The sequence below is a fragment of the Mucilaginibacter puniceus genome (assembly GCF_054783175.1).
On sequence record NZ_BAAGRB010000002.1, the window covers coordinates 410,840 to 432,563 of the forward strand.

Sequence of the window (21,724 nt, forward strand, 5' to 3'; positions counted from 1 at the left end):
ACAAAATATAATTTTTACAAAAAAACATTTTATATTACAGTTATCAACCTCAAAATTGATAGGTGAATTATGAAATTTTTAAAAATAGTTGTAATTGGAGTAATTATTAGCGGAATGACGGCTTGTAAAAAAGCACAGTTGACTAATATGGATGCCCCTAATGATGATGCTGCCATACTAATAGCAGAAGCGTTAGCTACAAATAACTATGGTGCTAATAATATCACCCAGGACATTAACGATAATGCCATAACATTAGCTAATAAAAGCAGTTCATTTTGCGGTGTAAGTGTAACTGATTCTGTAATTCGTAAAAGTACATTAGGGGCCAATTTCAATTGTGATTATAAATTGAAATACACTAATAAATTAAATTGCAACGCATCAAATTTACCCGATAATATTACCGGTAGCCTTACTTATGCAGGTAAATTTACAGGCCCTAAATTAATATCTGAATTTACAGGATCCAGAGTATATCGCATAGCAGGTTTAACACCCGCGGCTGATAACCAAGTGTTTAATGGCGAATATAAATGTTATAATAACTATAAATTTAAATCAGACACCACCAATAAAGGTACGGCTAACATATATTTTGGTGTAAAAAACCTCATAGTTTCAAAGGCAAGCCACAAGATTATTAGTGGCACAGCAATGATTATGGTAACAGGTAGCTCCACCAAAAAGGCAAATTTTACTTATAACGGACAACTAACATTAAGTGCATCCTCAGCAATATTAACCCTTAATGGGAACGAATACAATATTGATATTAACACCGGAAATGTTGTTAAAAAATAATATTAGCCTAGGTTAGGCATCCTTATTGGTTTTACATCAACTGATTCAAAAACCTTTTGAGTAATATAAGGCTCCCCTTTTTTCCAGGCTTCTAATTCCTCATCGTTTTCAAATTGCAAAATCATAACAGAACCTATCATTTTATCCGCATCATCTAAAATGGCAGCTCCTGTTATATAATTTCCGCTTTCCTTATACTTTTTCGCATTATCTAAATGGTGTTGACGTACCGACATACGACGATCTAAAGCCCCTTCATCGGTATAATCATACCCTGTTACTAAATACTGTTTCATGAGTTTATAATGTTATAATTGATAATTCAACAAGGTAAATACTTTTATGTTTAATAAACTAAGCATATATAAAAATAGCTTTAAGTTTGTCTCACATTAAACAAAAGTAGTCATACAATATTTACATATTTGCCATTGCAAACATACATCGCATGAAAGAAAAACTGCAACAAGAATTTAATATTTTATATCATAAAGAACCCGAAAAGGTTTACTTTTCGCCAGGCAGGGTAAATTTAATTGGCGAACATATTGATCATAATGGTGGTTTGGTGATGCCTTGCGCTATCAATACCGGCACTTACCTTTTAATCTCGACCAATAACAATAACCTTTTAAGGCTGCGCAGTTTAAATTTTGACGAAACGCTGGATACACCCCTAAAAAATCAATATCAAAAAGCAGGTAAAAATTGGTTTAATTATCCGTTAGGTGTTTTTAATTTATTTTTAAAAGATGGCCATCCTATAACAGGGTTAGATATGCTTTATTATGGTGATATGCCTATAGGTGCAAGTTTGTCATCATCTGCTTCTATAGAAATTGTAACCGCATTTGCGCTGAATGAGCTATTTAACGCCGGGTATTCTAAGCTTGACCTGGTTAAAATGTGCAAAGCCGTTGAAAATGATTTTATTGGTTTAAACAGTGGCATTATGGATCAATTTGCCGTGACTTTTGGTGAAAAGGATAAAGCAGTGCTTATTGATTGTAATAACCTTACCTATGAGGCCGTAAACTGCGATCTGAAGGAATATGAGCTCATTATTATTAACACCAATAAACCCCGTAAACTTGAAGAATCACAATATAATGCACGTGCACAAGATTGTCAGGACGCATTAAAAATGCTAAAAAGCAAGCTAGATATCAATTACCTGTGTGATATTGATACTAATGTATTCAATACCTATAGGCATTTAATTACCACTGATAATGCGTTAAAAAGGGCGCAGCACGTAGTTGAAGAAAATGATAGGGTAAAGAGTGCAGCCATTGCGTTAAACGGTGGCGATATTGATCAATTTGGCAAATTGATGTATGCCTCGCATTACTCGTTACGCGACCTATATGAAGTAAGTTGTGAAGAGTTAGATACCATTGTTGAATATTGCAAAACCAATCCCGATGTAGCCGGCGCACGCATGACAGGCGCCGGTTTTGGCGGTTGTGCAATAGCTTTGGTTAAAACCAATAAGTTTGAAGAATTTAGTAAAGGAGTTATTGAAACCTACACAAAAGCTATAGGCTATGCACCATCGGTATATAAAACCTCCATTGGTAATGGCGTAGGCAAAATAAATTTAGACAACTAATGCGAAAATTAAAACTAGATGAACTTAACCGTGCATCAGTAACTGAATTTAAAAACCAGGATAAATTGCCGGTAACTGTTGTGTTAGATAATATCCGCAGTATGCATAATATCGGATCAATTTTTCGTACCAGTGATGGATTTGCGGTTGAACAAATCTATCTATGTGGAATAACTGCACAACCCCCACATCGCGAAATTGAAAAAACAGCACTTGGTGCTACACAATCTGTTAACTGGACTTATTTTGAAACACCATTAAAAGCTATTGAACACTTGCGTAACGATGGATACCAAATAATTGCTATTGAACAGGCTGAAAATAGTGTTATGCTAAATAAATTTATCCCTTCAGTGAATCAAAAATACGCGCTGGTTTTTGGCAACGAAGTAAATGGCGTAAGTGATGAAGTAATGCAACAAATTGACACTTGTATTGAGATACCTCAATTTGGCACTAAACATTCTTTTAACGTGGTAGTATCAGCCGGAATAGTACTTTGGGATTTTTATGCAAAATTAAATTTATAAAATTAAGTAGGTTATATCAGGCTAAGCTTGTTAATATAAAAGAAATTGCAAATCCCGTCAAAAGTATAAAAACGATATACCGTACATTTGATACGTAATTGTGTGTTTTTACCGACATTATTTTTCAAGACATCGAGCATGCTCTGATCTTTACAGGCAACAGAAAGCAATGAGTAATCTCCTATTTTAAGATCAATAGCATAGTTAAAACCTTTTATTTTTTTTCCCGTATGTTTACTTATAGTTTCCATTAGAGATTTATTAGATATTCCAACATCATTACTAATGCCTGAAAACGATGCTATTATGGTAGTATCAGTAAATCCTTTAGAAAACCTAAGGTTTAAGAATGGATTTTCATAATATCTATTTTGGGAAAATGAGACTGCTACAATAAAAAGCAAACAAAATATTAGAAAAATTCGCTTTGACATTAATAATACTCCTAATATATTAGTTTAATAATTGGGTTGAATTAATCAGCTTTTTTACTGATTAACAGATAATTATAATCATAATAAATTATTTAAAAAAAAATATTTACTAATAATAATTGCAGAATAATATATTATAATAATAATTACCCATTTGCTTAAAATGAAAAAGGCCGGGATAAATCCCGGCCTTTTTAAATAGTATGTTTGAGTTATTAATGATTAAAAACCTGCTCGAACTGATTAACGGAATCCTTGCTTTCTAAGGTAGAATAGCCCATTAAAAACTCATCAACTTTACGGGCGCATTCGCGTCCTTCAGATATAGCCCAAACTACTAATGATTGTCCACGGCGCATATCACCGGCTGAAAATACTTTACTTACGTTGGTACGGTAAATACCTTCTTTGGCTTTTACGTTTTTACGTTCATCTAATTCAACGCCCAAATTTTCCAACATGCCGTCAAATTGAGGGTTAAGGAATCCCATTGCCAGGAATACACATTGGCAAGGTATTTCACGTTCAGATCCCTCTACTTCGTTAAATTTAATTGGGCGACCCATTACGTCCAACTCCCAGCTTACATCTGTTACTTTAAGTGCCCTTAGATTGCCCTTATCATCACCTAAAAATTCTTTAGTATTAATACCCCAAAAACGCTCAACACCTTCTTCGTGTGAAGTAGTTGTTTTTAATACCATTGGGTAAGTTGGCCAAGGCATATGTTGAGTACGCTGCGCCGGCGGTTGCATCATTACTTCAAATTGCTTTACTGATGCTGCACCCTGCCGGTTTGAGGTACCTACACAGTCAGATCCGGTATCACCCCCTCCTATTACTACTACATCTTTACCTGTAGCTAAAATGTCTTCGGCGGTAAATTTTGAGTTGCCTACACGTTTATTTTGCTGTTTCAAAAAGTCCATAGCAAAATGGATACCTTTTAATTCACGGCCCGGTATATTTAAGTTACGTGGTATAGTTGATCCGCCTGCTAATACTACTGCGTCATTATTACGCACCAGTTCATCAGCGGCTATATCTTTACCTACTTCCACATTGGTTTTAAATACTACACCATCTTTTTCCATCACCTCCATCCTACGGTCAATGATCCATTTTTCCATTTTGAAATCAGGGATACCATAGCGTAGTAAACCGCCTATTTTATCATCCCGTTCGTAAACAGTTACCAGGTGGCCGGCTTTGCTCAATTGCGCTGCAGCGGCTAAACCGGCAGGTCCGGAACCTACAATTGCAATATTTTTACCCGTCTTAACTAATGGAGCAACGGGCTGAACCAATTTTTTGGTATAAGCTATTTCAATAATATGCTTCTCAATCTCTTCAATAGCAACCGGTGGTTTATTAATACCTAATACACATGCAGATTCGCACGGTGCGGGGCATATACGACCGGTAAACTCAGGGAAGTTATTAGTTGATGATAAAATCTGGTAAGCTTCCTCCCAATCTTTACGATACACTGCATCGTTAAATTCAGGAATGATATTACCCAGCGGGCATCCCGAATGGCAAAAAGGTATACCACAATCCATACACCGAGCTGATTGATGATTTAATTCTTCATCGGTGTATAAACTTTCAAATTCGTTATAATTTTTTATACGTTCTGCAGGTGGTAATTTTTGAGGTAATTTCCTGTCATACTCCTGAAAACCTGTTACTTTTCCCATCTATATTATTAGCTGATAGTTTGATATTCTAATTTTTCAACAACTTTTTTGTACTCTTTTGGATAAACCTTTACAAACTGTGTAGAAGCTTTCTTCCAGTCATTTAAAATGGTTTGTGCCAATTTACTGCCTGTTAGGCTTACGTGTTTGCGTAGCAGATTAGTAATTTGCTCCTCATCTTTAACTGATAAAGGATCCAGATCAACCATTTCGGTATTACAGTTTTCGGCAAATGCATTATCCGGGTTATATACCCATGCAATACCACCACTCATACCCGCTGCAAAGTTTCTGCCTGTTGGGCCTAATATTAACGCGCGTCCACCTGTCATATATTCACAACCATGGTCACCTATACCTTCAACAACTGTTGTAGCACCAGAGTTACGCACGGCAAAACGCTCGCCTGCCATACCACGTATAAATAACTCGCCGGCTGTAGCACCATAAAGAGCAACGTTACCAATTATAATGTTATCCTCCGGAACAAATGTAGCGTCAGGTGATGGATATACCGCTAACTGCGCACCCGATAAACCTTTACCTACATAATCATTACCTTCACCCTCTAACTCAAAAGATAACCCTTTTGTGGCAAAAGCACCAAAACTTTGACCAGCCGAGCCTTTGAATTTATAGTTTATCGTGTTATCAGGTAATCCCGCCGAGCCATATATTTTTGACACTTCGTTAGATAATAAAGTACCTATAGTACGATCTGTATTTTTCACATCATAGGTACCAAATACCGGTGTTTTATCGGCCAAAGCGGGTTTTGCATCTTCCCATAATTTCCAGTCAATAATATCAGCCATACCATGATCTTGTTGTTCACTATTATATAGCGTCATACCCTTGGCATTGTTAACCGGGTGTAGTATAGCTGAAAGATCTACCTTCTTAGCTTTCCAGTTTTGAATATTTTCTTTAACTTTTAAGAACTGAACACGGCCAACCATTTCATTAACAGTACGGAAACCTAACTCGGCCATGATCTCACGCAGTTCCTCTGTCATAAAACGGAAAAGATTCACTATATGGTCAGGTTTACCTGAGAATAGTTTTCTTAATTCAGGATCTTGTGTAGCAACACCAACAGGACAGGTATTTAGATGACACTTACGCATCATGATACAACCACCCGCAACAAGCGCCGCAGTTGCAACACCCCACTCCTCTGCCCCCATTAGGGCGGCAATAGCTAAGTCGCGACCAGTTTTTAACTGACCATCCGTTTGCAATACTACACGGCTGCGTAATTTATTACGTACCAGGGTTTGGTGAGCCTCGGCTAAACCAAGTTCCCAAGGTAAGCCTGCGTGTTTAACTGAACTTATTGGCGATGCTCCGGTACCACCATCATAACCGGCAATTAAAATTACATCGGCATGCGCTTTAGCCACACCTGCTGCAATAGTACCTACACCTGATTTTGATACCAGTTTTACATTGATACGGGCGGCACGGTTAGCATTTTTTAAATCGAATATCAGCTGCGCTAAATCTTCGATAGAATAAATATCATGGTGCGGCGGTGGCGATATTAAACCAACACCCGGAGTAGAGTGACGGGTTTTTGCTATCCAATCGTCAACCTTATGGCCAGGTAATTGGCCACCTTCGCCCGGTTTTGCTCCTTGAGCCATTTTTATTTGTAATTCATCGGCATTGGTAAGGTAATTGGATGTAACCCCAAAACGTCCAGATGCTACTTGTTTAATAGCAGAGCGCATTGAATCGCCACTGGCCATTTCTTCATAGCGCATCTCATCTTCACCACCCTCGCCGGTATTGCTTTTACCACCTATACGGTTCATAGCAATAGCCATGGTGCTATGTGCCTCATGAGATATCGAACCAAATGACATGGCACCCGTAGCGAAGCGCTTCATGATGCTTTCTGCCGGTTCAACTTCATCTATTGTAATAGCTTCTCGGTGATGTGCAAAATCAAGCAGCCCCCTTATAGTATAATGTTTTTCGCTTTGATCGTTTATAGCCTTAGCATAGTTTTTATATACTGAATAGTCATTGCTACGTGTAGCATGTTGTAACAAGTGTACAGTAGTTGGGTTAAACAAGTGCTGTTCGCCACGGCGTTTCCACTGGTAAATACCACCTTCAGGCAATAAATTACTTTCACTACGGGCACCAAAACCTATACGGTGTTTACAAAGCGATTCACGCGCGATTTCATCTAAGCCTAAACCACCTATACGACTAACTGCCCCGCAGAAGTATCTGTTTACTACGTCTTTATTTAAGCCTAATATCTCAAACACCTGTGATCCGTGGTATGACTGTAAGGTTGATATCCCCATTTTTGAGAATATTTTCAACAAACCGTCATTGACAGATTTTACGTAGTTTTTTAACAGGTATTTAGTATCCAGCGTAGTATCTAAATTTCCGCTTTCTTTTAAATTCTCAATAGTAGCTTGTGCCAGGTAAGGGTTAATAGCAGTTGCGCCAAATGCCAGTAAACAAGCAAAATGGTGTACTTCCCAAACATCACCACTCTCCACAACAATACCTACCGCGCCACGTAATCCTTTTTTGATCAGGTGATGATGTACAGCAGATACCGCTAACAATGACGGTATAGGTGCATGTTCTGAATCAACAGCACGGTCAGATAATATTAATACTTCAAAACCATCGGCAACTGCATCTTCGGCATAACGGCAAATACGTTCAATACCTTTTTGTAATGAACCGGGCTGACCATCGGCATTAAAATAAGTTTGCAAAGTTTTGGCATGGAACATACCTGTATCAATGCTTCTTAATTTTTCAAGCTGGTGATTTTTTAAAATAGGGTGTTTAAGCGTTACACAATGGCAATGCATTTTATCTTCGTCCAGTAAATTGCCATTATTGCCTATAAATGCAGCTAAACTCATTACCAAACGCTCACGTATCGGGTCAATTGGCGGGTTGGTTACCTGTGCAAAAAATTGTTTAAAGTAACTTGATAAATGCTGTGGCTTATCAGATAAAATAGCCAAAGGTACATCAGTACCCATTGATCCTACCGGTTCTTTACCATCTAAAGCCATTGGCTTTATAATGGTATCGATATCCTCGCGGCTGTAACCAAATACCTGCTGGTAACGGAAAACAGAATCAGCACTTAAATTAGCAAATGCTAAACGTGGTTCGGCCAATTCGCCTAATCTTATTTTATAATTCTCCAACCAGGTACCATAAGGCTGGCGTGAGGCTATTTGTTGCTTTATTTCTTCATCGGTGATGATCTTACCGTGCTCTGTATCGATCAACAACATTTTACCCGGCTGTAAACGGCCTTTACGTAAAACAGTTTTCTCGTCAATCTCTAAAGTACCTGTTTCTGAAGCGGCAATAACACGACCATCGCTGGTAATGGTATAACGTAAAGGACGTAATCCGTTACGATCTAATACAGCACCAACTAATTTACCATCAGTAAAGCTAATAGCGGCAGGTCCATCCCACGGCTCCATTAAGGTAGCATGAAATTCATAAAATGCCTTTTTAAGCGGATCCATTTGCTCATTACCATCCCATGCTTCAGGTATCAACATCATCATAACATGTGGTAATGAACGGCCCGTATGCTGTAATATCTCGATAACATTATCTAAACAAGCCGAATCTGACTGGCCGTTATCAACTACAGGCAATAACATCTCCATTTCTTCGCTGGTAAAGTAGGAAGAAGCATAAGATTTTAAGCCAGAGTAGAACCAGTTTAAGTTACCTGTTAAGGTATTGATCTCACCATTATGCGCTATCATACGGAATGGCTGAGCCAACTTCCATGACGGGAAAGTATTGGTTGAGAAACGTGAGTGTATCACCGCCAGGGCCGACGCCATACGCGGATCCTGAAGGTCAGTATAATACTCTCTTAACTGGTAGGTAGTTAACTGGCCCTTATATATAATAGTTTTGCAAGACAATGACGGGAAGTAAAAATGCGGCCTTGCTGCCGGCATACTCTCCGTAATTGTTTTATTGATATATCTTCTTAATACGTATAATTTACGTTCAAAATCATCTTCATTGGTAATTGAATGCGGCCTTGCAATAAAAATTTGCTCCACATCCGGTTCGGCACTACGAGCGGTTTCACCAATTACTGATGAGTTTACAGCAATTTTGCGATAACCCAATTTATGTAAGCCTAATTTTTCAATAGCGGCATCAATAGTAGTACGGCACGCTTTTTTCACGGCTGATTCTTTCGGGAAAAATATCATCCCTACCCCATACTCGCCCGGTTCAGGTAAACTGATCTCCAGGTTTGAGCATTCTTCCATAAAAAATTCATGTGGTAATTGTATTAATATACCCGCACCATCACCAGAGTCGGGGTCGCATCCGCATGCACCACGATGCTCCATATTCTCTAACATGGTAAGCGCATCTGCAATAATCTGGTTTGACTTATGACCATTAATATTAGTTATAAATCCCGTTCCACAAGAGTCGTGTTCAAATTCTGGCCTGTAAAGCCCTTGGTCGCAATCAGCTTGATTCATCTTTAAATTTAACCGTTTTAAAATATAATTTGGTGTAACCACGAAGTTACAGTATATGATACTTATTTTAAAATATTCCTAAACTTTTTAGGATATCTTAAATAATATCACATTTAAAGGTTTCAAAATTATCAAATTGTTAATAAATCTGTTATTATATTACAATTTAATACAACCAATTTTCCGTTCGCGGCAGTCTATTTACTTATTAATATGGTCAGAAACCTAACCTAAATTAGTAAAATAATATGTTAAATACCAGTAAAATTGATTTTTTTATGTTTTTCATACATGGAGTTAACATTAAAAAATAGGTTTTGAGATTTCCTATCTTTGCTAAAATTGTAATTAATACTTGTGAAAAATAAGGCTGTTTTTTTAGATCGTGACGGGGTACTAAACCGTGAAATGGGCGACTACGTTTGTCGGGTAGAAGATTTTCATATACTTGATAATTTCGAGGCTTTAAAAACGCTGCAGGGCCGTGGTTATCTATTAATAGTAGCTACCAACCAGGGAGGCTTGGCCAAAGGCTGGTATAATGAAGATGAACTGGCTAAAATGCACCAGCAGTTAAGAGAAACTTATAAAAGCCATGGTGTAGAATTTACAGACATATTTTATTGCCCCCACCACCCCGAGTTTACCGGCCCTTGCGATTGCCGCAAACCTAAACCCGGCTTATTATTACAAGGTATTGTTAAATATAATATAGACCCTTCAAAATCTTATTTTATTGGCGACCGCGAACGTGATGTGGAAGCAGGCACAGCCGCGGGAGTTACGGGTATATTAATTGATAGCGACCAGCCGATAAGCAGTGTTTTAGATTTGATAGCTTAAGTATAAGGTATTCCTGTTCATCCTCAAAATCCTAAAAATACTGTTTATATTTTGTTTTTGGTAATTACTATCTATATTTGCAGCATATAATTCTTATCCATCTATTAACTATATAAAAAATGGGAAGCTTTAAACTACATCATCTTCATTTGAACCATCACCACCATGTGGTGATCAGATAATGTATGTTTCTACGCGAAATACAACCCTTGTTTATACTTTTTTTATAGTTCCTTAATTCAAATTTGTGAAAACACTTAAAATAGCTATCCAGAAATCGGGTAGGCTCAACGAAAAATCCGTTGAATTACTTAAAAATTGCGGCTTAAATTTTGAAAATTATAAAAGCTCGCTGATATCTCCTGTATCTAATTTCCCGCTCGAAATTCTTTTTTTGCGTGATGATGATATTCCTGAATATGTACAAGACGGCATTGCCGATTTAGGTATTGTTGGCGAAAACGTTATTGAAGAAACCGAAGTGGAAGTAAGCTATTTACAGCGATTAGGTTTTGGTAAATGTTCATTAAAAATTGCTGTACCTAATAATAATGATATCCAGTCATTAGCTGATCTGGGCGGCAAAGCTATCGCTACTACCTACCCTGTTATATTGGGTAAATTCCTGAAAAAAGAAGGTATTACTGCTGATATTCGCACCATATCCGGCTCGGTTGAAATATCACCTGGTTTAGGTTTAAGCGATGCTATTTGCGATTTGGTATCAACCGGCGGCACACTAAAAAGCAATGGCTTAAAACCATTTGCTGATGTAATGTCGTCTGAAGCAGTATTGATAGGTTCAAAAAATATTGAGAATAGCGATTTGGTGCAAGAGTTAATACAGCGTATCCAATCGGTATTACGTGCTAAAGAAACCAAGTATGTAGTATTAAATGTACCAAAAGACAACTTACAGGATATATTAGGCCTATTACCGGGTGTTAAAAGCCCATCGGTATTACCATTGGCCGAAGAAGGTTGGGTTGCCGTGCATACCGTAATACCTGAGCGTGATTTTTGGGATCGTATTAGCCAACTCAAACAAGCCGGCGCGCAGGGAATTGTTGTAATGCCTATTGAAAAGATAATATTATAGACCCCACCTAAATCCTCCCCAAAGAGGAGGACTTTAAAGCAGGGTTTAAAGAATACTTAAAAACTCCCTCTCCTTTGGGGAGGGTTGGGGTGAGGTAATGAAAACATATAACTATTCAGACTTAAGTAAAGACGAGATCAGTAAACTGGTTCAACGCAATGTTGACCCGGCTAACGAGATACGCACCATAGTTGAGGAGGTTTTAGCCACCGTACAGCAAAATGGCGACAGTGCTTTGTTTGATTATGCCGGTAAGTTTGATAAGGTTATTTTAGATAAACTTTATTTAGATAAAGCCGAACTAACCGAGATTGCTACGGCAGTTTTACCGGAGCAAAAGGCCGCGATGGATATTGCCTACAATAACATTTATAAGTTTCACCAAACGCAGCTTAAGGCTGAGGATAAAGTAGAAACCATGCCCGGCGTATCCTGCTGGCGCGAAGTAAGGCCCATTGAGAAAGTTGGGTTATATATTCCCGGTGGAACCGCGGTTTTGCCAAGTACTTTTTTAATGCTGGGGATACCTGCCCGCATTGCCGGTTGCCATGAAATTGTGGTGTGTTCGCCACCGCAAAAAAACGGCAAGGTTAACGCCTTTATAGCTTACGTTGCGTTAGCATTGGGTATAGATAAAATATACCTGGTGGGTGGTTCGCAAGCTATTGCGGCCATGGCTTACGGAACAGAAACTATTACTAAAGTTGATAAGATATTCGGCCCTGGAAACCAGTTTGTTACTAAAGCAAAAACCATTGTGCAATCTACCACTACCACGGCTATCGATATGCCTGCGGGGCCATCAGAAGTTTTGGTAATTGCTGATGAAACGGCACAGCCGGAATACGTAGCTGCCGACCTTTTAGCGCAGGCTGAGCATGGCATTGATAGCCAATCTATTTTGGTTACAACATCCGCCAAAATCGCGGAAGAAACGTTGGTTGAAGTTGAAAAACAAACAGCAGTTTTACCACGTGCCGAGATTGTTAAACAAGCATTGGATAACTCATACATCGTTATAACTAAAACGCTGGACGAAGCTATGAAATTTAGCAATCTATATGCACCTGAACATTTGATATTGGCTACTGGAAAATGGCAACAGATAACTGATGACATTATCAACGCAGGCTCAGTATTCCTTGGTAATTTAACCCCGGAGAGTGCAGGAGATTATGCATCAGGAACCAATCATACGTTACCTACAAGCTCGTATGCACGGGCTTATTCGGGCGTGTCGGTTGATTCATTTGTGAAAAAAATTACGTTTCAGCACCTATCGCCGGAAGGCGTTAAAAATATAGGCCCGTCAGTTGAGATATTGGCTGATATGGAAGGCTTACATGCGCATAAAAATGCAGTGAGTGTGAGATTGAAAGATGATTAATGTCAGAACCATGATTTTAGGATTAATAGATTACATGATTATAATCCTACCATCCTGCACTCAAGTGAATCATGGTTCTGACAGACAACTAAGATTAATACAATGTTTAATATAAATAACATACTAAGAGAAAACATCAAAAACCTAACCCCCTATTCATCTGCACGTGATGAGTACCAGGGTGAGGCCAGTGTGTTTTTAGATGCCAACGAGAATGCGTTTGGCTCGCCTCTTGAACAACCATACAACCGTTACCCTGATCCACTACAATACAACGTTAAAAAGCGCCTGAGCGAAATTAAAGGCGTACCTGTACGCAATATATTTTTAGGTAATGGCAGCGATGAGGCAATTGACATCCTATTCAGAAGCTTTTGCAACCCGGGTGTAGATAATGTGATACTGGTGCCCCCTACTTACGGCATGTATGAAGTATCAGCCAATATTAATGATATTGAAACCCGTAAGGTCAACTTAACCGAAGATTTTCAACTGAATTTGGAAGGTATAGCAGAAGCCATTGATAAAAACACCAAATTGATATTTATCTGCTCGCCTAATAACCCTACGGGTAATTCTATTAATCGTGATGATGTAGAAACCCTTTTAGCAAGTTTTGATGGTCTGGTAGTAGTTGATGAAGCATACATTAACTTTAGCAGGCAAAAAACTTTCATACAGGAGCTTACTGAATACGCTAACTTGGTAGTATTGCAAACCCTGTCAAAAGCATGGGGATTAGCCGGATTGCGCGTAGGCATGGCTTTTGCCAGCGAAGAGATCATTGAGGTAATGAATAAGGTTAAACCGCCTTATAACATGAATGAAGCATCGCAGCAATTAGCTTTGCAGGCCTTAGCTAATGTTGACCAGGTAAATGGGTGGATAAAAGAAACATTATTACAGCGCGATAAATTAGTACTCAATCTTAAAAAGTTTGATTTTGTGGTTGATATTTACCCATCAGACGCTAATTTTATACTGGTAAAAACAACTGATGCCAAAGGAATTTACAATTTTTTGGTAGAAAAGGGTATCATTGTACGCGACCGTTCAAAAGTTGAACTTTGCCAGGGCTGCTTACGCATAACGGTTGGCACACCTAATGAGAATGAAATATTGATAAACACTTTACAAAATTTCAAATGAGCAATCCACAAAAAATACTTTTTGTTGACCGCGACGGCACTATGATCAAAGAGCCGGCTGACGAACAGATAGACTCGTTTGAAAAGCTGGAGTTTTATCCGGGTGCTTTGCTGTACTTATCAAAAATAGCTAAAGAACTGGACTATGAACTGATAATGATTACCAACCAGGATGGTTTAGGTACATCTGCACATCCCGAAGAAAACTTCTGGCCCGTACATAACTTCATCCTCAAAACATTTGAAAATGAAGGTATAAAGTTTACCGATGTATATATTGACCGTACATGGCCCAAAGATAATGCCCCTACCCGTAAACCGGGAACGGCATTACTTACTCAGTATTTCAATACAGATAAATACGATCTTAAAAATTCATTTACCATAGGCGATCGTCGTAATGATGTGTTGCTGGCTAAAAACTTAGGCGCAAAGGCGATATGGTTAAATAACCAGTCGAACCTTGGTGGGCATGAGTTTACCACTAATGATGATCTTAAAGATACCATCGCACTGGAAACCACCGATTGGGAAAAGATATATGAGTTTTTAAAACTGGGTGAGCGCGTTTTTGAACATAAACGTACCACCAAAGAGACGGACATTTATATTAAACTTAATTTGGATGGTACCGGCGAAGCCAAAGTATCAACCGGATTGCACTTTTTTGATCATATGCTGGATCAAATTGCCCGTCATGGTAGCCTTGATTTAGAGGTTATTGCCAACGGCGACCTTCATATTGACGAACATCACACTATTGAAGACACCGGTATTGCTTTGGGCGAGGTTTTTGCTGCAGCTCTGGGTAATAAAAAGGGAATTGAGCGTTATGGCTTCTGTCTGCCAATGGATGATTGCCTGGCACAGGCAGCTATTGATTTTGGGGGCCGTAACTGGATAGTATGGGATGCGGAATTTAAAAGAGAAAAAATTGGAGAAATGCCAACAGAAATGTTTTACCATTTCTTCAAATCATTTAGCGACGCGGCGAAGTGTAATTTAAACATCAAAGCCGAGGGACAAAATGAGCACCATAAAATTGAGGCTATATTTAAAGCCTTTGCTAAAGCTATTAAAATGGCGGTTAAGCGTGATGTAAATAATATGGTTTTACCTTCAACAAAAGGCTTGTTATAGAGTTAAAGGATAAATGATTGGAATTATAAGATACGGTGCGGGGAATATCTTTTCATTAACGGCTGCTTTAGAGCGGTTGGGCATAGCCTATGGAATGGTGAACAGTGAGGAAGATCTGGAGCAATATGACCGATACATTATACCCGGTGTTGGCCACGCAGGTGCTGCCATGCAAAAATTGGAGCAAACCGGTTTGGTACCAAAGATCAAAGCGCTTAAAAAACCAACATTAGGTATTTGTGTGGGTATGCAATTACTTACTTCGTATTCAGAAGAGGGCGATTCTAATCTATTAAATATTATCCCCATAAAAACTTTAAAGTTTAGTAGCGATGTAAATCACAAAGTACCCCATACCGGCTGGAACCAGGTTTTTACTGAAAAAGATAGTCCGCTTTTTAAAAATATTCCTGCGGGTTCACACTTTTACTTTGTACATTCATACTTTATTGAGTACAATAACGCATATACTTTATCATCAACTAATTATAATATTAAATTTTCGGCATCAATTTGGCAGGATAACTTTTACGGCGTACAATTTCACCCGGAAAAATCCGGCAAGTATGGCGAACAACTATTGACTAATTTTTCAAAACTATAAAAAGACATGTATATAATACCGGCGATAGATATATTGGATAAGAAAGTGGTTCGCTTACGCGAAGGTGATTATCAACAAGTTACTACTTACGACGTTTCATTGGAAGAAATGATAGAGAAGTACCAGTCAAACGGCACCAACTTTATCCACGTGATTGACCTTAATGGCGCAAAAAACGATTTTTCAAACCAGCAATATCTTTTTGATGTAATACGCAAAACCGACATGCAAGTGCAGTACGGCGGTGGCATACGCAGCATTGATAAGGTTAAGGAATTAATTGATGCAGGAGTGCATCGTGTTATAGTAGGCACACAGGCTATTACTAATCCTACTTTTTTAGATGAGTTAAGCAAAACTGTTTGCGGACGCGATAAATGTTCGGACCAGGTAGTTATTGCTATTGACGTGTTAGATGAGGTGATTAAATACTCAGGCTGGATGGAAAGTTCACCTATTAAACTGATGGACTATGTTGACAAATGTTTAGCCCTTGGTTTTTTCCGATTTTTATGTACTGATATTAATAAAGATGGCAAATTAGGTGGCGCAGGTATTGAATTATATGAGAAACTGCTGGACCATTCTCCATTCATTAAACTGATCGCTTCTGGCGGGGTAAGTTCAATGAAAGATATTGAAGAGTTAAGCAATTATAAAATAGAGGCGTGTGTAGTAGGTAAAGCTATATACGAAGGGCATATTACAGTTGATGAAGTTAAAAACTGGAATTTGGAGAGTTTAATGTCTATATAACCCAACTCTTTAACGTCATTGCGGACGTAGCTTGATAATCTCTACGGATGCATTGACTATTTCATAATTTATGCTTGCTAAAAGAATTATTCCCTGTTTAGACGTCAAAGATGGTCGTACTGTAAAAGGTGTAAACTTTGTTGATCTGCGTGATGCAGGCGACCCGGTGGAACTGGCCTGGAACTATTCCAACCAGGGTGCCGATGAATTGGTATTTTTGGACATAACAGCAACACACGAGCGTCGTAAAACGATGGTGGAACTGGTAAAATCAGTCGCCCGGCAAATAAATATACCTTTTACTATTGGTGGCGGTATAAATGAAATTGCCGATGCAGATGCGCTTTTAAATGCTGGTGCCGACAAAATATCCATTAACTCGGCAGCGGTGCGTAACCCGGCTTTAATTGATGAACTGGCTAAAGCATTTGGGGTGCAGTTTGTAGTCATCGCTGTTGATACCCGTTTAAATGACGGTAAAAACATAGTCCACTTAAATGGTGGCCGCATACCAACAGAAAAAGAAACTTTAAGCTGGATATTAGAGGCTGAAAGTCGGGGTGCTGGCGAGATATTATTAACCTCAATGGATCATGATGGCACTAAAGCCGGCTTCGATAACCATTTACTAAAACAGGTTAACAACGCAGTCAATATCCCGGTTATAGCCTCAGGTGGTGCGGGTAATGTTCAGCATTTTGTTGATGTATTTCAGCAAAGTAATGTAGATGCAGCATTAGCCGCATCTGTATTTCATTATGGCGAAATATTGATACCTGATTTAAAAGAGATTTTAAAAAGCAACGGCATAGAAGTACGAATATAATTCCCACTTGTCCTTTCGACGAGGTAAGAAGAGAATCCATGCATTGATTAGCATGTGTATAGATTTCTCACTTTGTTCGAAATGACATTATTGAATAGAAAAATGAATATCGATTTCAACAAAACAGATGGCTTAGTGCCGGTAGTTATTCAGGATAACCAAACATTAGAAGTATTAATGTTGGGTTACATGAACCAGGAGGCCTATGATAAAACCATTAAGGAAAATATTGTAACCTTTTTTTCGCGCTCAAAAAACCGCTTATGGACAAAAGGCGAAACCAGCAATAATTTTCTGCATGTAATAAGTATTCATCTGGATTGTGATAACGATACTTTATTGATAAAAGTTAAAGCTGATGGCCCTACCTGCCACACCGGCAACCGTAGCTGTTTTAATACAGATTACAATCAAAATTTTATATTACAGTTAGAGCAAATTATAGCTGACCGTTATGAAAATCCGGTAGAAGGATCGTACGTAAATAAACTGCGTAAAAAAGGTTTGAATAAAATAGCCCAAAAAGTTGGTGAAGAAGGTGTTGAAACGGTAATCGCTGCTTTAGCCGAAACAGAAACCGATTTGATCAATGAATCATCTGACCTGATATTTCACTTATTGGTTTTGCTTCGCGAAAAAGGTTTAACCTTAGATGTTATTGCTAAAAACTTAGCGGAAAGACACAAATAAGTCCATGGTATACGGTCAATAGTCCATGGATTTTCTATGGACTATGGTCTATGGACTATAAACCAACAAAATGATCACTGTAGAAAAAATAGCTGAACTTACCGGACACTCCAACCCCATCTTCGCGATGGAACTTTCGCAAAAGCCGGGTATTTTATTTACCGGGGGTAATGATAAAGGCGTTGTGGAGTGGAGCTTAAAAACAAATTCCTTTATTAAGGTCATGTTTCCGGTTGCAGCGTCTGTATACAGTATTCATTGCCCTGTAGATTATCCTTTAATGTTTACCGGCCTTCGTAGTGGCGAGGTTTTGGTTTTTGATTTTATTAAACAGAAATTATTACCCCCCCTTAGGCATCACCGAAAACCTGCTTTTGATATTAAATCAATTAATAACAAAAATGAATTATTAATAGCTTCTGAAGATGGGACTGTTTCTGTATGGAGTTTAAATACATTACAGCTGGTACACACAATTCAAGTATCTACAGATACTGTACGCTGTATAAGTATATCTCCTGATGAAAAACAAGTAGCTTTTGGTTGTCGTGACAACCAGGTAAAAGTTTATGATCTGGAAGATTATACCTTACTTAATACTTTACAGGGACATAGTATGGCTGTATTTTCTTTACAATATTCTCTACTGGGAGATTATTTAGTATCAGGCAGCCGTGATGCACAGGTAAAACTATGGGATACCACTACTTTTGAATTAAAGCAAAATATACCTGCCCATTTATTTGCGATTAATCATATCGCCTTCCATCCTACCGAACCCTACTTCGCTACAGCCAGCATGGATAAAAGTATTAAAATTTGGGGGTCGGATGATTTTAAATTGTATAAAGTTATCAGTCGCGAAAAGGGTTTTGCAACACATCATTTGTCAGTTAATAAATTAGTGTGGGATGGCCCCAACCATTTGATATCTACCGGTGATGATAAGCGTATTATCGTGTGGGATATTAATTTTTAAATATAACGCTTAATAACTTTCAGTTTATGAGTATAACGTTTTTGCTCTTCTGAGTAAATACCCTTATTCTCCAACAGATCAATTTTAACCTTTCCCGAAGCATGTATAATTTGCATTTTATTTAACATAATGCCAACGTGGGTTATTTTTCCTTCGGCATTATCAAAAAAAGCCAAATCACCTAACCTAATGTCTGACAATGAGTTTACAGTCTTTCCATCTTCTGCTTGTAAACTAGCGTCACGCTTCAAATTAATGCCACAACATAACCTGAATACGGCTTGTGTAAAGCCAGAACAATCTATACCAAAATGTGTGCGTCCACCCCATAAGTAAGGTGCGTTTAAAAACGATTTGGCAACAATATCAATAGTGTCTTGCTCTCCGGCCTGTCCAATTATTTCAAATCTTTCATGGCCTATATTACAAGTTGTGCCTTTTAAAAATGACAACGATGCACCGACAGGAAGATATACAATACTATTGTCGGCTATTTTCCATGCTTGTGTAACAGGGCGGTAAGTAAGGTGGGGCGGATTTTCTTTAAGTTGTGCGTATAATTGCTGGCCCAGCGTTGTAAATTGTAATCTACCTATCCAACCTGTGTAGTTATCAAATGCGGTAGTAATTTGTACCCAATTATCCCTCCACTCCAAAATCTCAAAAGCTTCGCCAAACAATATCTGCGATACCATTTCGCTGCGTTCGTTTGGTTCGGCACGCATGGGTACAATAGCCAAATTACAAATACCGTATTCCATAATTTTAAGTTGACTATTATACGATAAAAGGCAACAAAAGTTTTATAAATAAAAAAGGGACTACATAAATGTACCCCCTTTTTTATAAAATGAATAAATAATTATCCGTTTATATGCAACCAGTCTTTTTTGGCCAGTAACTCTTCGCGTGTTTCACGTACATTCTCATCATCAACACAGCAATCAACCGGGCAAACCGCCGCGCATTGAGGCTCATCATGAAAGCCAACACACTCAGTACACTTATCAGGTACTATATAGTAAATATCGTCAGATAAAGCGGCCTGTGTTTCTTCGGCATTTAAAGTAACACCATCGCCAAAATCAATAACACCTTTTAAATCCGTTCCGTCAGAAAAACGCCATGCAGCACCTGCATCATAAATAGCGTTATTAGGGCATTCGGGTTCGCAAGCTCCGCAGTTTATACATTCATCGGTGATTATAATCGCCATATTTTTATAATATCTTATATTCTCAATTAACTTTGTATCGTACTTACAAAGTGCAAATATAACAAAAAAAGGATTTAACAGTTTCAATCCTTAACCATATATATGTCAAAATTAAAAACAACACAACTGGTAAATGCATTTTCGGCATTAGGAGAATATTTATTAAACCCTGATGATCAACTATTAGTAGTTATAGAAAGCGAACATCATTATAACGCCTGGTTCACGCCCGAAAATGTAAAACGGGCGGTTACAGCCATAGGAAAATCATTAAATGCAGCTGATTTAACAGCCTGGTTAAGTAAATATCAAATTGATACCAATATTGGCGGCAAAAAGATAGGATTAATACTGGCTGGGAATATCCCATTAGTTGGCTTTCATGATGTGCTTTGTGTGCTATCCACAGGCAATCATGCCCTGATAAAAGCATCAGCACAGGATGCACGCCTGATAAAGCATATATTAAATAAGCTGGTTGAAATAGAACCGGGTTTGGGCGATCAATATAGTTTTGTTGAGCGATTAGAAAACTTTGACGCGGTTATAGCAACCGGAAGTAATAATACTTCAAGATATTTTGAATATTACTTTAGCAAAGTACCGCACATTATACGCAAAAACCGCAACAGTGTAGCCGTATTAACCGGAAACGAAACAGCGGTTGAATTAGCGGAACTGGGCCATGATATTTTTGATTATTATGGCTTAGGTTGCCGTAATGTATCCAAACTATTAGTACCTAAAGATTATAATTTTACTTTCTTTTTTGAGTCGATACAATCCTACTACCCCATTATCAATCATAATAAATACAACAACAATTATGATTATAATAAATCCATCTACCTGGTAAATATGGTCAAACATTTAGACAACGGCTTTTTACTGGTTAAAGAGGATGAAAATTGGGTATCGCCATTAGCTGTTTTGTTTTTTGAATATTATGACGATTTATCATCTGCAGGGCAAAAAATAAATGAGGTAAGCGATAAAATACAATGCGTAGTAAGCGCATTACCGTTACAAATACCTAACCAGGTGGTGAATTTTGGGATGAGCCAGCAACCTGCTTTATGGGATTATGCTGATGGTATAGATACAATGGATTTTTTGTCAAATCTTTATACCTTTGATGATGGTCATTGAGTCATTGGTCATTAGGTCATTGTATAATTTAAAATGACCCAATGACGCGAAGCAAATGACTAATGACTGAAAAAAATGTATATTATTAAAGTTAAAGGCGTTGCCAAAATACCTGATTATGTACAGCTTAGGGACGATGAGTTTACGCTTTTAGCTTATTTTAGGGTTGACCGCCCTGATAAATCGTTAGATAAAGCAGGGCTGGGCGATAAAGCTGAATATATTATGAATATTGTTAAGGACCTGCCTTTTGGACATATCTTAAAATTAGAACTATAATT

Annotated in this window: 21 protein-coding genes; 15 read left to right on the forward strand and 6 right to left on the reverse strand. The window is 38.0% G+C overall.

Going from position 1 to position 21,724, the window contains the following annotated elements; all coding sequences use genetic code 11:
- Positions 1-69: 69 nt before the first annotated feature.
- Positions 70-804 carry a hypothetical protein gene (locus tag ACYVJ6_RS08740; protein WP_460693673.1) on the forward strand — a complete coding sequence of 245 codons (735 nt, stop codon included), beginning with the start codon at positions 70-72 and terminating at the stop codon, positions 802-804.
- A 2-nt stretch (positions 805-806) separates the two neighbouring features.
- Here the strand turns inward: ACYVJ6_RS08740 and ACYVJ6_RS08745 are convergent, their stop codons facing one another.
- Positions 807-1,100: a YciI family protein gene (locus ACYVJ6_RS08745; protein WP_460693674.1), complete on the reverse strand. Its 294-nt coding sequence runs from the start codon at positions 1,098-1,100 to the stop codon at positions 807-809.
- 152 nt (positions 1,101-1,252) lie between these two features.
- On the opposite strand from ACYVJ6_RS08745, the gene ACYVJ6_RS08750 reads away from it, so the two are divergent.
- Both ACYVJ6_RS08750 and ACYVJ6_RS08755 read left to right on the forward strand, forming a co-directional pair.
- The gene (locus tag ACYVJ6_RS08750) at positions 1,253-2,416 is read left to right on the forward strand and encodes a galactokinase (RefSeq protein ID WP_460693675.1); all 1,164 of its coding nucleotides are present in this window, start codon (positions 1,253-1,255) and stop codon (positions 2,414-2,416) included.
- Positions 2,416-2,946, forward strand: a complete 531-nt coding sequence (locus ACYVJ6_RS08755) for an RNA methyltransferase (RefSeq protein ID WP_460693676.1) — start codon at positions 2,416-2,418, stop codon at positions 2,944-2,946. Before ACYVJ6_RS08750 ends, ACYVJ6_RS08755 begins: the two co-directional genes overlap by 1 nt.
- 11 nt (positions 2,947-2,957) lie before the next feature.
- Here the strand turns inward: ACYVJ6_RS08755 and ACYVJ6_RS08760 are convergent, their stop codons facing one another.
- From ACYVJ6_RS08760 to gltB, 3 genes are all read right to left on the reverse strand, one after another.
- Positions 2,958-3,380 carry a hypothetical protein gene (locus ACYVJ6_RS08760; RefSeq protein WP_460693677.1) on the reverse strand — a complete coding sequence of 141 codons (423 nt, stop codon included), beginning with the start codon at positions 3,378-3,380 and terminating at the stop codon, positions 2,958-2,960.
- Positions 3,381-3,595: 215 nt separating this feature from the next.
- Positions 3,596-5,080 (reverse strand): glutamate synthase subunit beta, encoded by a 1,485-nt coding sequence (locus ACYVJ6_RS08765; protein WP_460693678.1) that lies wholly within the window; start codon positions 5,078-5,080, stop codon positions 3,596-3,598.
- A gap of 8 nt (positions 5,081-5,088) precedes the next feature.
- On the reverse strand, positions 5,089-9,606 hold the full coding sequence (gene gltB / locus ACYVJ6_RS08770) for a glutamate synthase large subunit (protein WP_460693679.1): 4,518 nt from the start codon (positions 9,604-9,606) through the stop codon (positions 5,089-5,091).
- A 357-nt stretch (positions 9,607-9,963) separates the two neighbouring features.
- On the opposite strand from gltB, the gene ACYVJ6_RS08775 reads away from it, so the two are divergent.
- From ACYVJ6_RS08775 to ACYVJ6_RS08820, 10 genes are all read left to right on the forward strand, one after another.
- Positions 9,964-10,449 carry a D-glycero-alpha-D-manno-heptose-1,7-bisphosphate 7-phosphatase gene (locus ACYVJ6_RS08775; protein ID WP_460693680.1) on the forward strand — a complete coding sequence of 162 codons (486 nt, stop codon included), beginning with the start codon at positions 9,964-9,966 and terminating at the stop codon, positions 10,447-10,449.
- A 247-nt stretch (positions 10,450-10,696) separates the two neighbouring features.
- The gene (gene hisG, locus ACYVJ6_RS08780; RefSeq protein ID WP_460693681.1) at positions 10,697-11,548 is read left to right on the forward strand and encodes an ATP phosphoribosyltransferase; all 852 of its coding nucleotides are present in this window, start codon (positions 10,697-10,699) and stop codon (positions 11,546-11,548) included.
- A gap of 97 nt (positions 11,549-11,645) precedes the next feature.
- The gene (gene hisD / locus ACYVJ6_RS08785) at positions 11,646-12,935 is read left to right on the forward strand and encodes a histidinol dehydrogenase (RefSeq protein ID WP_460693682.1); all 1,290 of its coding nucleotides are present in this window, start codon (positions 11,646-11,648) and stop codon (positions 12,933-12,935) included.
- Between the two features lie 102 nt (positions 12,936-13,037).
- On the forward strand, positions 13,038-14,084 hold the full coding sequence (gene hisC, locus ACYVJ6_RS08790) for a histidinol-phosphate transaminase (RefSeq protein WP_460693683.1): 1,047 nt from the start codon (positions 13,038-13,040) through the stop codon (positions 14,082-14,084).
- Complete coding sequence (gene hisB, locus ACYVJ6_RS08795) at positions 14,081-15,223, forward strand: bifunctional histidinol-phosphatase/imidazoleglycerol-phosphate dehydratase HisB (protein ID WP_460693684.1); 1,143 nt, start codon at positions 14,081-14,083, stop codon at positions 15,221-15,223. The genes hisC and hisB overlap by 4 nt, the downstream gene beginning before the upstream one ends.
- Positions 15,224-15,236: 13 nt before the next feature.
- Positions 15,237-15,827, forward strand: a complete 591-nt coding sequence (gene hisH / locus ACYVJ6_RS08800) for an imidazole glycerol phosphate synthase subunit HisH (protein WP_460693685.1) — start codon at positions 15,237-15,239, stop codon at positions 15,825-15,827.
- Between the two features lie 6 nt (positions 15,828-15,833).
- The gene (locus ACYVJ6_RS08805; protein WP_460693686.1) at positions 15,834-16,583 is read left to right on the forward strand and encodes a 1-(5-phosphoribosyl)-5-[(5-phosphoribosylamino)methylideneamino]imidazole-4-carboxamide isomerase; all 750 of its coding nucleotides are present in this window, start codon (positions 15,834-15,836) and stop codon (positions 16,581-16,583) included.
- A gap of 70 nt (positions 16,584-16,653) precedes the next feature.
- On the forward strand, positions 16,654-17,409 hold the full coding sequence (hisF, locus tag ACYVJ6_RS08810; RefSeq protein WP_460693687.1) for an imidazole glycerol phosphate synthase subunit HisF: 756 nt from the start codon (positions 16,654-16,656) through the stop codon (positions 17,407-17,409).
- 102 nt (positions 17,410-17,511) lie between these two features.
- The gene (gene hisIE, locus ACYVJ6_RS08815) at positions 17,512-18,099 is read left to right on the forward strand and encodes a bifunctional phosphoribosyl-AMP cyclohydrolase/phosphoribosyl-ATP diphosphatase HisIE (RefSeq protein ID WP_460693688.1); all 588 of its coding nucleotides are present in this window, start codon (positions 17,512-17,514) and stop codon (positions 18,097-18,099) included.
- Positions 18,100-18,169: 70 nt separating this feature from the next.
- On the forward strand, positions 18,170-19,078 hold the full coding sequence (locus tag ACYVJ6_RS08820; protein WP_460693689.1) for a WD40 repeat domain-containing protein: 909 nt from the start codon (positions 18,170-18,172) through the stop codon (positions 19,076-19,078).
- Here the strand turns inward: ACYVJ6_RS08820 and ACYVJ6_RS08825 are convergent.
- Both ACYVJ6_RS08825 and ACYVJ6_RS08830 read right to left on the reverse strand, forming a co-directional pair.
- The gene (locus ACYVJ6_RS08825) at positions 19,075-19,839 is read right to left on the reverse strand and encodes a C40 family peptidase (protein WP_460693690.1); all 765 of its coding nucleotides are present in this window, start codon (positions 19,837-19,839) and stop codon (positions 19,075-19,077) included. The two genes, ACYVJ6_RS08820 and ACYVJ6_RS08825, sit on opposite strands and share 4 nt — an antisense overlap.
- Positions 19,840-19,940: 101 nt before the next feature.
- Complete coding sequence (locus ACYVJ6_RS08830) at positions 19,941-20,294, reverse strand: 4Fe-4S dicluster domain-containing protein (protein ID WP_429376594.1); 354 nt, start codon at positions 20,292-20,294, stop codon at positions 19,941-19,943.
- A gap of 102 nt (positions 20,295-20,396) precedes the next feature.
- Between ACYVJ6_RS08830 and ACYVJ6_RS08835 the strand changes: the two genes are divergently transcribed.
- Positions 20,397-21,443 (forward strand): acyl-CoA reductase, encoded by a 1,047-nt coding sequence (locus ACYVJ6_RS08835; RefSeq protein ID WP_460693691.1) that lies wholly within the window; start codon positions 20,397-20,399, stop codon positions 21,441-21,443.
- Between the two features lie 75 nt (positions 21,444-21,518).
- On the forward strand, positions 21,519-21,722 hold the full coding sequence (locus ACYVJ6_RS08840; RefSeq protein ID WP_460693692.1) for a fructose-6-phosphate aldolase: 204 nt from the start codon (positions 21,519-21,521) through the stop codon (positions 21,720-21,722).
- Positions 21,723-21,724 lie beyond the last annotated feature (2 nt).